This window comes from Pseudomonas sp. TMW22091, from assembly GCF_022496705.1.
GTDB classification, from domain to species: Bacteria; Pseudomonadota; Gammaproteobacteria; order Pseudomonadales; family Pseudomonadaceae; genus Aquipseudomonas; species Aquipseudomonas saxonica.
Window position 1 is genome coordinate 275,271 of the sequence record NZ_SCFI01000005.1, and the last position, 13,748, is coordinate 289,018.

The 13,748-nt window shown below is 57.9% G+C and carries 8 protein-coding genes; 4 read left to right on the forward strand and 4 right to left on the reverse strand.

What is annotated here, in order from left to right:
- Positions 1–104 precede the first annotated feature (104 nt).
- Both EQV93_RS12205 and msrA read left to right on the forward strand, forming a co-directional pair.
- Positions 105–2,786 carry a sensor domain-containing phosphodiesterase gene (locus tag EQV93_RS12205; protein WP_122785138.1) on the forward strand — a complete coding sequence of 894 codons (2,682 nt, stop codon included), beginning with the start codon at positions 105–107 and terminating at the stop codon, positions 2,784–2,786.
- 70 nt (positions 2,787–2,856) lie between these two features.
- Positions 2,857–3,507, forward strand: a complete 651-nt coding sequence (msrA, locus tag EQV93_RS12210) for a peptide-methionine (S)-S-oxide reductase MsrA (protein WP_122785139.1) — start codon at positions 2,857–2,859, stop codon at positions 3,505–3,507.
- Between the two features lie 160 nt (positions 3,508–3,667).
- On the opposite strand, the gene EQV93_RS12215 is transcribed toward msrA, so the two are convergent.
- From EQV93_RS12215 to putP, 3 genes are all read right to left on the reverse strand, one after another.
- Positions 3,668–4,504 (reverse strand): 23S rRNA (adenine(2030)-N(6))-methyltransferase RlmJ, encoded by an 837-nt coding sequence (locus EQV93_RS12215; protein WP_122785140.1) that lies wholly within the window; start codon positions 4,502–4,504, stop codon positions 3,668–3,670.
- Between the two features lie 89 nt (positions 4,505–4,593).
- A complete protein-coding gene (locus tag EQV93_RS12220) occupies positions 4,594–4,935 on the reverse strand; it encodes a hypothetical protein (protein WP_122785141.1) in 342 nt (113 codons plus the stop codon).
- Between the two features lie 229 nt (positions 4,936–5,164).
- A complete protein-coding gene (putP, locus tag EQV93_RS12225) occupies positions 5,165–6,652 on the reverse strand; it encodes a sodium/proline symporter PutP (RefSeq protein ID WP_146384827.1) in 1,488 nt (495 codons plus the stop codon).
- 448 nt (positions 6,653–7,100) lie between these two features.
- Between putP and putA the strand changes: the two genes are divergently transcribed.
- A complete protein-coding gene (gene putA / locus EQV93_RS12230) occupies positions 7,101–11,045 on the forward strand; it encodes a trifunctional transcriptional regulator/proline dehydrogenase/L-glutamate gamma-semialdehyde dehydrogenase (RefSeq protein WP_240891641.1) in 3,945 nt (1,314 codons plus the stop codon).
- Between the two features lie 71 nt (positions 11,046–11,116).
- Here putA and EQV93_RS12235 read toward each other — a convergent pair whose 3' ends face one another.
- Entirely contained in the window at positions 11,117–11,698 is a 582-nt protein-coding gene (locus EQV93_RS12235) for a hypothetical protein (RefSeq protein WP_122785144.1), read from the reverse strand.
- 291 nt (positions 11,699–11,989) lie between these two features.
- Between EQV93_RS12235 and EQV93_RS12240 the strand changes: the two genes are divergently transcribed.
- Positions 11,990–13,732 (forward strand): potassium/proton antiporter, encoded by a 1,743-nt coding sequence (locus EQV93_RS12240; protein ID WP_122785145.1) that lies wholly within the window; start codon positions 11,990–11,992, stop codon positions 13,730–13,732.
- Positions 13,733–13,748: the final 16 nt, after the last annotated feature.

Genomic DNA, 13,748 nt, shown 5'->3' on the forward strand with positions numbered 1-13,748 from the left:
CCTTGCTGACTTGTCAGCGCAGCGAGCTTGATGCAACCTTGCCGCATACCACAGGATCAGGGCACCTGCCCGTGCGCCATCCGCATTTGTGAAGCGAGTGTTCAATGAAAAGCCAGCCCGATGCTGCCGTGCGCATGGCATCCGAGGTCGTGACCCAGTTACCCGTGCCTTCTCGGCTCGGCATGCTGCGTTTCGAGCGGCTTAATGACGCCAGTTGGGCACTGCTTTATCTCGATCCTAACTGCGAACGCCATTTCGGCGCGTCAGCGAACGATCTGTGCACGCAGGTCATGTCGCCCTATGCCAGTTTGATGGAGCCCAAAGCCCGTCATCACCTGCATGAGTCCATTACCCGGCAACTCACCAACGAGCCTCACTACGTCGTGCATTACACCTTGCACACGCAGCAGGGCCTGCTGAAAGTGATGGAAGCGGGCGAAACCTACAAACACCACAACCGCCAGTTACTACGTGGCTACCTGTTGGTGCTTGAAAACCCGCCGCCTTCAGCCCTGACTGAGCCAGAATCCCAGAACAGCCGACTGCATATGGCACTGGAGCTCAATCAACGCGCCCAGCAAGAACAACTCCAGCACCTGGAGCGCGTACGCGCCCAACAGGATTTGATTCTGCTGCTCGCCCGTCACCGCTACAGCCAGCACAACTCGCTGCAAGAGGCGGCTGAACTGATCACCCGCAGCGCTTGCGACATGTATCAAGTTGATGCCGCGAGCCTGTGGAACCTCGAAGGGAACTACTTGCACCCGGTTTCTGCCTTCCAGCGTGAAAGCCAGAGCTTTGTGCCGCTCGACACCCTCGACATCAGCAACTTCCCGGACTACCTCGAAGCCCTGCACACCAGCCGCTCCATCGATGCGCACAACGCCAACCGCGACCCGCGCACCCGTGAACTCATCGCCACCCAGAGCCGTCACGACACCAATGCCATGCTGGACGCCAGCATCCGTATCGACGGGCAGGTCGTGGGCGTGCTGTGCCTTGAGCAAACCGGTAAAAGCCGGGTGTGGCAATCGGACGAAATAGCCTTTGCCGGGGAGCTGGCCGACCAGTTTGCGCAAGTCATCAACAACCACAACCGGCGCACTGCCACCAGCGCCTTGCACCTGTTTCAGCGGGCTGTCGAACAAAGCGCCAACGCCTTCTTGCTGGTCAACTGCGAAGGCGTGGTGGAATACGTCAACCCCAGCTTTACCGCCATTACCCAGTACAGCTCCGACGAAGTTCAGGGCCAGAAGTTGAGCGAGCTGCCCGCACTGGAGAACCTCAGCGACCTGTTGTTCGATGCGCATTCGAGCCTGAGCAAAGGCAACAGCTGGCAAGGTGAGTTCAAAAGTCGACGCAAAAACCTCGAACCGTACTGGGGTCAAATGTCGATCTCCAAGGTGTACGGGGACAACCGGGAACTGACCCACTACATCGGCATTTACGAAGACATCACCGAGTCAAAGCTGGCGCAGCAGCGCATTGAACGTCTGGCCTATACCGATAACCTGACCAGCCTGGGCAATCGTCCAGCCTTCATCCGCACCCTGGACGAGCGCTTCGCCCGCACCAGTACCGACCCTATTTGCCTGCTACTGGTCGATATCGACAACTTCAAGCGCATCAATGACAGCCTCGGCCATCAAACCGGCGACAAATTGCTGATCAGTCTGGCCCGACGCCTGCGCAATACCCTTAGCCCCGCAGATATTCTGGCGCGGTTCGCCAGTAACGAATTTGCCGTGCTCCTTGATGACACCGGTGTAGAAGCGGGCCAGAACACCGCCAACCAACTGCTCATGACCCTGGACAAACCCATGTTTGTCGACAACCAGCTCATCAGCGTGACCGGCTCTGTCGGCGTTGCCTGCGCACCCGTGCACGGGCTCGACCCGCAAACGCTGATGCGCAATGCCGGGCTGGCCCTGCACAAAGCCAAAGCCAACGGTAAACATCAGGTACAAGTTTTCACCGAGGCCCTGAACGCTGAAGCCAGCTACAAACTCTTCGTCGAAAACAACCTGCGCCGCGCGCTCACGCAAAACGAACTCGATGTGTTCTACCAACCCAAGCTATGCCTGCGTTCCGGGCGCTTGCTCGGCATGGAAGCCCTGCTGCGCTGGAACCACCCTGAAAAAGGCATGATCCGCCCGGACCAGTTCATCAGCGTGGCTGAAGAAACCGGGTTGATTATTCCGATTGGCAAATGGGTGGCACGTCAGGCCTGCCGCATGAGCAAGCATCTGAGCGACAACGGGCTGGGCAATTTGCAAGTGGCGATCAATCTGTCACCCAAGCAGTTCTCCGACCCCGATCTAGTAGCCTCTATCGCCAGCATCCTCAAGGAAGAACAACTGCCTGCTTGCCTGCTGGAACTCGAACTGACCGAAGGCCTGCTGCTGGAAGCCACAGACGACACCCGCTTGCAGCTCGATCAGTTGAAAGAGATGGGCCTGACCCTGGCGATGGACGATTTCGGCACCGGCTATTCCTCGCTGAGCTATCTGAAAAAATTCCCGATCGACGTCATCAAAATTGACCGCAGCTTCGTCAAAGACATTCCCGACAACCAAAACGACATGGAAATCACCTCCGCAGTGATTGCCATGGCCCACAACCTCAAGCTCAAAGTGGTCGCCGAAGGGATCGAAACCGCCGCACAGCTTGCGTTTCTGCGTCGCCACCGGTGCGATGTGGGCCAAGGTTACCTGTTCGACCGCCCGATCCCGGGCGACGACCTGATGGAAAAGCTCAAACGCTATCCACGCGGCCCTTCGGCCTGACAGCATTGCAACACTCGGGCACACTGCTAGCCTGACTTCCACACTCACTCTGACTGAGAGGACATGAACAATGGTCTTGCGCTCGGAAATTTTGGTGAATAAAAACGTGCTACCTACTCAAGAACAAGCCCTGCCGGGCCGCGAAACACCCATGCAACTGCCTGAGAAGCACTACGTATTCAAAAACACACCCTTGCTGGGGCCGTTTCTGGACAATGTCGGCTTCGCCATTTTTGGTCTGGGCTGCTTCTGGGGCGCTGAACGCAAGTTCTGGGAGCGTGAAGGCGTAGTCAGCACCGTCGTAGGTTACGCCGGTGGTTACACACCTAACCCAACCTACGAAGAAGTGTGCTCGGGGCTGACCGGCCATACCGAAGTGGTATTGGTGGTCTACGATCAGGACAAAGTCAGCTACGCCGACCTGCTGAAAATGTTCTGGGAATTGCACAACCCGACCCAAGGCATGCGTCAGGGCAACGACATCGGCAGTCAATACCGTTCAGTCATCTACTGCACCACACCAGAGCAACTGGAAGAAGCAAAGGCCAGCAAAGACGCTTATCAGGCAGAACTGGACAAAGCCGGCCTTGGCCAGATCACAACAGAAATCGATGAAGCGCCAACGGTCTACTTCGCCGAGGCATACCACCAGCAATACCTGGCGAAAAACCCGCAGGGTTATTGCGGCATTGGCGGCACTGGCGTGACCTGCCCTATTTGACGAAAACGATCTGCGTAGCCGCTGCCGCAGGCTGCGTCCGGTTGCGAAGCAATCGTTAAATCAGACAGCTCGGTTGTGCTGAAACACCGTGCTTCCGGATTTTGCGACGGCTGCGCCGCCGAACGCAGCCTTCGCCAGCGGCTACGAGGCCCATTGCAGCTTACTCAGCGATCAACCATTCCATCTGCCAGCCACCCTGGGTTTGCCCCAGTTTCTTGGCCAGCCACGGCATCAGCTCACGCAGCTCTTCTTCCAGACCCCACGGTGGATTGGCAATCGCCAAGCCAGAGCCATTGAGGCTGTTGGGGGTGTCCAGTGGGTGCACGAACAATTCGACCTGCAACAGCTTCGGCGCGCCAGAACCTGCCAGGTCCTGATAAAAACGACGCAGCTGGCGCTTGTCCTTGATCGGGTACCAAATTGCTACCACGGTCTGACGCATACGGCTGATCGCATCTTTCAACGATTCAGCGCAGCGTTTCATCTCGTCCAGCTTTTCAAACGGCGGGTCAATCAGCATCAGCGCGCGCTTTTCGGCCACCGGCAGCAACGCCCGCGGTACATGCCAGCCTTCACCCAAATGCACGGCCACGCGACGGTCGCCTTTCATGTTGTCTTTGAGCATCACACCGTCTTCGGGGTGTTTCTCGTTCAACAAAATACGGTCTTGAGAACGGGTCAGGCGCCGCGCCCACTCAGGCGAACCGGGGTAATAACGCAACTCGCCGTCCGGGTTCATCTTGTGCAAGACCTGCATGTAATCCGCGGTGATAGCGGGCAGGTTTTTTTGATCCCACAAGCGGGCAATGCCTTCCAGGTACTCGCCGGTACGGTTGGCCTGATCACCTTTAAGGTCATACAAACCAATCCCGGCATGGGTATCCAGATAGGCAAATGGCTGCTCTTTACGCGACATTAAGGCGATCAGTCGGGTCAAGACAATATGTTTGAACACGTCGGCGTGGTTGCCGGCGTGGAAGGCGTGACGATAGTTCATGGTTGCTCCTGCGCAGGGGGCGAAGTTTACCCTGCGCAGCGAGCCGCGTCAGGCGTTAAGCCTGAGGTGGCGCCAGACGGCGGTCTTGATCAAATGTACTGAGGCTGCAAGACCAGTTGTTGCACCGTGGGTGCGTCGCCTTGACTGTCGACCGGAAAACGATGATCGGCATCCGCGATCAAGACCTGACCATCCAACACCTCAACGCGAAGATCGTACCTGTGGAGGTCATGAGCCATCAGATGATCATCAACATGAAACATAAAGGCCCACGGCTCTTTGATTTCGGTGGGCTCACTGATGAAGCCCAGTTGCTTGCGGCTGCCGTCTGCTTTCACGCCAGTGAGCTGTATGGTCCAGACGTATTGACTCTGGAACTGGAAAGGAATCTCACGAAGCGAGATCTCTCCTTTTATAGTTTTGCTGCCCATAGAAATACTCCTTGATAAGGCGTCCGAAAGCGGACGCTGACGCAAGGCTAGCCGTACTTTAACGCTCGTCAGCACGCTCAGACCTTTCTCCACAAACACCCTGCCTGTTCATGCAATGAGCACTGAAAAAGCTTACGGCTTTGGGCAAGACCCAAACAAAAACGGCCCGCATCCATACAGGAGCGGGCCGTTTTTTATGCGCTGTTTAGCGAGCCAAGGCTCAGGCCAATCAGCTGTTCTGCTGGAAATCTTTCTCGGCAGCGTCGAAACGCTCGATCATCTTCTTGCTTGGGCCTTGGCCCAGTGCGCTGACCAACCAAATGGCCAAGCTGGCGAAGATAAAGCCCGGAATAATTTCGTACAGGCCGAACAAGGCAAAGTGTTTCCACACGATCACGGTGATTGCACCGACCAGAATACCGGCCAGCGCGCCATGACGGGTCATGCCTTTCCACAGTACCGAGATCAGTACCACCGGGCCGAATGCAGCACCGAAGCCTGCCCACGCGTAGCTCACCAGACCCAACACACGGTTCTCAGGGTTAGCGGCCAATGCAATCGCGATCAGAGCAACCACCAGCACCATGATCCGACCGACCCATACCAACTCGACCTGGGAGGCATTTTTACGCAGGAATGCTTTGTAAAAGTCTTCAGTCAGGGCGCTGGAGCACACCAGCAACTGGCAGCTCAAGGTACTCATCACCGCCGCGAGAATAGCCGACAACAGCACGCCGGCAATCCACGGATTGAACAGCAACTTGGCCAGCTCGATGAACACCCGCTCAGGGTTCTCAGTCACAGGGCCGGCCAGCTCCGGATGGGTCGCGAAGTAGGCAATACCGAAGAAACCTACGCCAACCGTACCGGCCAGACACAGGATCATCCAGGTCATCGAAATGCGACGCGCCTTGGCAATCGACTTGACCGAATCCGCCGCCATGAAGCGAGCCAGGATATGCGGCTGACCGAAGTAGCCCAAGCCCCAGCCCATCAACGAGATGATGCCAATAAAGGTGGTGCCCTTAAGCATGTCGAAGTTGCTTGGGTCTTGCGCTTCGATCGCCAGGAATGTGGTGTCCACACCGCCCGTTGCCAGCAGCACGATGATCGGCGTGAGGATCAGCGCAAAGATCATCAGCGTGGCTTGAACCGTGTCGGTCCAGCTAACAGCCAGGAAGCCGCCAATAAAGGTGTAAGCAATGGTCGCCGCAGCACCGGCCCACAAAGCTGATTCGTACGGCATGCCGAACGTGCTTTCGAACAGACGGGCACCGGCCACGATGCCAGAGGCGCAGTAAATGGTGAAGAACACCAAAATCACGATGGCCGAAATAATCCGCAGCAGACCGCTGTGGTCTTCAAAACGGCTGGAGAAATAGTCTGGCAGCGTCAAGGCGTCGCCGTTGTGCTCGGTTTGAACCCGCAGACGACCGGCCACGAACAGCCAGTTCAAGTAGGCACCGGCCACCAGACCGATGGCGATCCAGCTTTCGGACAGGCCGGACATGTAGATTGCACCGGGCAACCCCATCAACAACCAGCCGCTCATGTCGGAAGCGCCAGCAGACAATGCCGTCACAACGCTGCCCAGGCTGCGGCCACCCAGAATGTAGTCAGAAAGATTGTTGGTGGAGCGATAGGCCATAAGGCCGATGAGGACCATTGCCGCGATATAGATCACAAACGTGATCAGGGTTGGGTTACTCACACTCATTACATTAAGCCCTGGCATTGTTTTTATGTTTAGCAGCGGTCTGGTTGAACGCTCACAAACGTCCTGTTTGAGACGATGAACAAAGCCCTGCATTTATGACTGACGTTCCCCCAGGAAAACCATCAGTTGGTGCCCCGGCATTAAAGCGGTTGCACCTTGGCTGCGAATGCTATGCAACAAAGCAAATAAGGTGCAACCAGTTTTTTCCAGGCAAGTTGCACCTTGTCGCCTTTTCGTCTCAATTCAGGAGTTTTGCGCCTTTTCGGAGCAAGAAACCCGCAAGACAGACTTGGAAGCACCAAGGATGTGCACGCAACTCCTCCGCCAGGAAAAATCCTGACGAAGCGCAGAAAAAAACGGGTTGCACTAGGTTGCACCTCTCTCAGCGCAGCGCTAATCTTGCCGCCAGCTGCTGCCGCGCAACTGCGGCACCCATGAGGATAAAAATATGGCTACCACCACCCTTGGGGTCAAACTTGATGACCCAACTCGCGAGCGCCTCAAAGCTGCCGCGACCTCGATTGATCGCACGCCTCACTGGCTGATCAAACAGGCAATTTTCAATTACCTGGAAAAACTCGAGGGTGGTGCAACCCTGACCGAGTTAAGCGGTGTACCTGGCGACGACGCCGACGATGCCCCCACCGATCACACCCATCAGTGCTTCCTCGAATTTGCCGAAAGCATTTTGCCGCAGTCCGTCCTGCGTGCGGCAATCACCTCGGCCTACCGCCGTCCGGAACCTGAAGTCGTGCCCATGCTCATCGAACAGGCTCGTCTGCCTGCGCCGATGGCTGCGGCCACTCAGGCCCTCGCCGCCTCGATCGCCGAAAAACTGCGCAATCAGAAGAGCGCGGGGGGTCGTGCAGGCATCGTTCAAGGCTTGCTGCAAGAGTTCTCCCTGTCGTCCCAGGAAGGCGTGGCCCTGATGTGCCTGGCCGAAGCACTGCTGCGCATCCCGGACAAAGGCACCCGTGATGCCCTGATCCGCGACAAGATCAGTACCGGCAACTGGCACCCGCACTTGGGCAACAGCCCGTCGTTGTTTGTAAACGCCGCGACCTGGGGCCTGCTGCTGACCGGCAAACTGGTCTCGACCCACAACGAAGCGGGCCTGACCTCTTCGCTGAGCCGCATCATCGGTAAAAGCGGCGAGCCGATGATTCGCAAGGGCGTCGACATGGCCATGCGCCTCATGGGCGAACAGTTCGTCACCGGCGAAACCATTGGCGAAGCCTTGGCCAACGCCACGCGCTTTGAAGCCAAGGGCTTTCGTTACTCCTACGACATGCTCGGTGAAGCGGCACTGACCGAGCATGATGCACAGAAATACCTGGCCTCTTACGAGCAAGCTATCCACTCGATTGGCAAAGCGTCCAACGGCCGTGGCATTTATGAAGGCCCGGGCATCTCGATCAAATTGTCGGCCCTGCACCCTCGTTACAGCCGCGCCCAGTACGAGCGCGTGATGGACGAGCTGTACCCGCGCCTGCTGTCACTCACCGTGCTGGCCAAGCAATATGACATCGGCCTGAACATTGACGCCGAAGAAGCCGATCGCCTCGAAATCTCCCTCGATCTGCTTGAGCGCCTGTGCTTCGAACCGCAACTGGCGGGCTGGAACGGCATCGGCTTCGTCATTCAGGCATATCAGAAGCGTTGCCCGTACGTGATCGACTACGTCATCGACCTCGCGCGCCGCAGCCGCCATCGTCTGATGATCCGTCTGGTAAAAGGCGCGTACTGGGACAGCGAAATCAAACGCGCCCAAGTCGAAGGCCTGGAGGGTTACCCGGTTTACACCCGCAAGGTGTACACCGACGTGTCTTACCTTGCTTGCGCGAAAAAATTGCTGGCCGTGCCTGAAGCGATTTACCCGCAGTTCGCCACGCACAACGCCCAAACCTTGTCGGCGATTTACCATATTGCCGGTCAGAACTACTACCCCGGCCAGTACGAATTCCAATGCCTGCACGGCATGGGCGAGCCGTTGTACGAGCAGGTTGTCGGAAAATTGGCCGAAGGCAAGCTGAACCGTCCGTGCCGCGTGTACGCACCCGTCGGCACCCACGAAACCCTGCTGGCATACCTGGTGCGTCGCTTGCTGGAAAACGGCGCGAATACCTCGTTTGTTAACCGCATCGCCGACCACACCATTTCGATTCAAGAGTTGGTTGCCGACCCGATCTCGCAGATCGAACACATGGCGGCGCAAGAAGGCGGTTTCGGCCTGCCGCACCCGCGCATTGCCTTGCCCCGTGATTTGTACGGCAGCGAACGCGCCAACTCCAGCGGCATCGACATGTCCAACGAACATCGCTTGGCGTCGTTGTCCTGCGCCTTGCTGGCCACCGCGCACAACAACTGGAAAGCGGCACCGATGCTGGGATGCGCTTCCAGCAGCGAAACGCCTGCGCCGGTACTCAACCCGTCCGACCTGCGTGACGTCGTTGGCCATGTACAAGAAGCCACGGTTGAAGATGCCGATAACGCAATCCAGTGCGCACTGAACGTTGCCCCTATCTGGCAAGCCACGCCACCGGCCGAACGTGCCGCGATTCTGGAGCGCGCGGCTGACCTGATGGAAGGCGAAATCCAGCCGCTCATGGGCCTGCTGGCACGTGAAGCGGGCAAGACCTACGCCAACGCCATTGCGGAAGTCCGAGAAGCCGTCGACTTCCTGCGTTACTACGCAGTGCAGGCGCGCAACGACCTGACCAATGACGCCCACCGCCCACTGGGCCCGGTGGTGTGCATCAGCCCATGGAACTTCCCGCTGGCAATTTTCAGCGGCCAAGTCGCTGCCGCACTCGCTGCCGGTAACCCGGTATTGGCCAAACCCGCGGAGCAAACACCGCTGGTGGCTGCGCAAGCCGTACGCATCCTGCTCGAAGCCGGCATCCCTGAGGGTGTGCTGCAACTGCTGCCGGGGCGTGGCGAAACCGTGGGCGCACGCCTGGTGGGTGATGATCGCGTCAAAGGTGTGATGTTCACCGGTTCCACCGAAGTTGCGCGCTTGCTGCAACGCAATATCGCGGGCCGCCTGGACGCACAAGGTCGCCCAATCCCGCTGATCGCAGAAACCGGCGGCCAAAACGCAATGATCGTCGACTCCTCGGCGCTGACCGAGCAAGTGGTCATCGACGTCGTGTCTTCCGCGTTCGACAGCGCTGGTCAGCGTTGCTCGGCTTTGCGTGTACTGTGCCTGCAGGAAGATTCGGCAGATCGCGTGATCGAAATGCTGAAAGGCGCCATGGCTGAATCGCGCATGGGCAATCCGGAGCGTCTAAACGTGGACATTGGCCCGGTGATCGACGCCGAAGCCAAGGCCGGTATCGAGCAACACATTCAGGGCATGCGCAACAAAGGCCGTAGCGTCTACCAAATGGCCATCGCTGACATTGAAGAGTGCAAACGCGGCACCTTCGTCATGCCGACCCTGATTGAACTGGAAAGCTTCGACGAGCTGGAACGCGAAATCTTCGGCCCGGTGCTGCACGTGGTGCGCTACAAGCGCAAAGATATCGACCAGTTGATCGCGCAAATCAACGCATCGGGTTACGGCCTGACACTGGGCGTGCACACCCGCATTGACGAAACCATTGCCAAGGTGGTCAACAACGTCAATGCCGGTAACGTCTACGTTAACCGCAACATCGTCGGTGCCGTGGTCGGCGTGCAGCCGTTCGGCGGCGAAGGCTTGTCGGGCACAGGCCCTAAAGCCGGCGGCCCGCTGTACTTGTTCCGCCTGTTGTCGACCCGCCCCGCTAACGCGATTGAGCAATCATTCGCCAAGACCGACGCCGTCACCGTGCCTGATACTCAAGCGCGTGAAGCGCTAAGCAAACCGCTGAAGGCTCTGCAAGACTGGGCCAACAGCCATCAGCAAGCGGCGCTGGCCGAGTTGTGCGACGAGTATGCCGCCCACTCGCAAAGCGGCATCACTCGCCTGCTCAATGGCCCTACCGGCGAGCGCAACAGCTACGCCATCCTGCCGCGCGAACATGTGTTGTGCCTGGCCGAAGTCGAAGGCGACCTGCTCACCCAACTGGCTGCTGTGCTGGCAGTGGGCAGCTCGGCGGTACTGCCGGACAACGAGCTGAGCCAAACCGTGATAGCGCGCCTGCCTCAAGCCGTGCAAGCACGCATCAAGCGGGTTGCAGACTGGACCAAAGACGATGTGATGTTTGACGCCGTCCTGCACCACGGCGATTGCGATCAACTGCGTGACGTCTGCCAGAAAGTGGCTAAACGCGCAGGCGCCATTGTCGGTGTGCAAGGTCTGTCTCAAGGCGAAACCTCTATTGCCCTGGAACGCCTGGTGATCGAGCGCGCACTGAGCGTCAACACCGCTGCTGCGGGGGGCAACGCAAGCTTGATGACCATCGGCTGATAGCAGGCTGAAACATCAAGAACCGGGCACCTGAAAAGTGCCCGGTTTTTTTGTGCGCCACCTCCGGGTAATTAGCTGGTGCGCACCAACACGCAGAACCCCAGAAGTGTTACTGACACCGCCCCGACTAACGTCCAGCACACATTGCTCACACTAAAATTGCAATTACTGAACCCCAGGCTGTCATCGGCCAAAAGATTGATGGCGCGTTGAGCGCCGACAAACAAGAACACACTCAGCGTGATCAGCAAGGTATTGGCTATGAAAACCAAACCGGCGTCTGCCGGGCTATCAAAAAACATCGCAAACAGGGTCGAGATCATGACCATTAACATAATCAGTAACGCCCTGGGTTCGGGGTGCCACCGGCAGGGCCGGCCGGCCAGTTCCAGACCGTTCTGAATTTTGTCGAACAGCTCAAGAATAAAAAACGGCCACAACACAGCGCGTACAAGCGGGCAGATGTCAGCCCCGACTCTTTGTTTATAGGTCGCCCAGTTGCGGTATGACCAATAGACGATGTACCCACCGCCCGTGAGTAAATACATCACAACAAACTTGGTGACAGACACGACGTACAACGCGCTTGGACCCAGACCCAAGAGTCGATTTTCATCAGACACCGGATCACTGGTCAAAGGGGTAGGTTTCATGACTCATCCATTGGCATTAGAAATGTGACATAGAGATACAATTTGCCGGGCCAAAAAAATGCAGTCTTAATCCCTCTCTCTTGTAAGAAAAAGCCTCAGACCTAACTGCAATCACTTTGCAATGCCGTAGGTGCAACCCATTCAATGGGCGTGAAAAACGGCTGCGCGCACGCAAGTTCATATCCTGAAAACCTTTTTGACAGCTGGCCAATCGCGCAGGTTAGAATCGCTGGCACGTAGACTGCATACGTCGTCTACGCCTCGTCTTTTAAGCCTTCTGGAGTACTGCCTTTGAATGCAACGACCATCAACAGCCTGTTCTTGATCGGCGCGTTGCTGGTAGGTGCAAGCATTCTCGTCAGTTCACTGTCCTCACGCCTGGGCATCCCGATCCTGGTCATCATCCTGGCGGTCGGTATGGCCGCAGGCGTCGATGGCGGCGGAATCATTTTCGACAACTACCCCACCGCGTACCTGGTCGGCAACCTCGCTCTGGCGGTGATCTTGCTCGACGGCGGCTTACGCACTCGGGTGTCGAGCTTTCGCGTAGCGTTATGGCCGGCGTTATCGCTGGCCACGGTCGGGGTCATGATTACCACGGGCCTGACCGGCTTGATGGCCGCCTGGCTGTTCAACCTCAACCTGATTCAAGGCCTGCTGATAGGCGCTATCGTCGGTTCCACCGATGCCGCGGCGGTGTTCTCACTATTGGGCGGCAAAGGCCTGAACGAGCGGGTGTCGGCCAGCCTTGAGATCGAATCCGGCAGCAACGACCCGATGGCGGTGTTCCTCACGGTGACGCTGATCGACATGCTCGCCAGCGGTGAAACCAACCTGCACGCCAGCCTGCTGCTTAACCTGCTGCGAGAGTTCGGTATCGGCGGCGCGGTCGGTCTGGCCGGTGGCTGGCTCTTGCTGCAAATGGTTAACCGCATCCATCTGGCCAACGGTCTGTACCCGATTTTGGTCATTGCTGGCGGGCTGGCGGTCTTTGCCCTGACCAACGCCCTGCACGGCAGCGGCTTCCTTGCGGTCTACCTGTGCGGCCTGGTGATCGGCAACAGTCCGATTCGCAGCCGCCACGGCATTTTGCATATGCTTGACGGCATGGCCTGGCTGGCCCAGATCGGCATGTTTTTGGTCTTGGGCCTGCTGGTCACCCCCCATGACTTGCTACCCATCGCTATCCCCGCCCTGGCCTTGGCGCTGTGGATGATCCTGTTCGCCCGTCCCCTGTCGGTGTTCGTTGGCCTGCTGCCGTTCAAAGCCTTCCACGGTCGCGAAAAGGTCTTTATCTCCTGGGTGGGGCTGCGCGGTGCGGTGCCTATCATTTTGGCGGTATTCCCGCTAATGGCTGGCTTGCCCAACGCGCAGCTGTATTTCAATCTGGCGTTCTTTATCGTGCTGGTGTCCCTGCTGGTGCAAGGCACCAGCCTGCCGTGGGTGGCCAAGTTGCTCAAAGTCACCGTGCCACCTGATTTGGCGCCGGTGTCTCGCGCAGCCCTCGAAGTTCACCCCACCAGTGAGTGGGAACTGTTTGTTTATCGTCTGGATGCACAAAACTGGTGCGTCGGCGCTGCGCTGCGGGAACTTAAAATGCCTGATGGCACCCGCATCGCCGCCCTGTTTCGCGACCAAAAACTGCTCCATCCGTCGGGTAGTACTACCCTCGACATCGGCGATTTGCTGTGTGTTATCGGCCACGAACACAACTTGCCGGCCCTCGGCAAACTGTTCAGCCAGCCCCCTACTCGCGGCCTCGATCTGCGCTTCTTCGGCGACTTCGTTCTTGAAGGTGACGCCCGGCTGGGCGCGGTCGCGGCTTTGTATGGCTTACAGCTCGACGGCATCGATCCCGATTTGCCGCTCAGCCGTTTTATTGCACAAAAAGTGGGCGGTGCTCCCGTGGTCGGCGACCAGGTGGAATGGAACAACACCATCTGGACCGTCGCGGTCATGGACGGGAACAAGATAGGCAAAGTGGGCGTCAGATTCCCCGAAGGAAGTGCCCCGGGTCCCGGGTTGTTCCTCTAAACTCCAATTTTCCTAC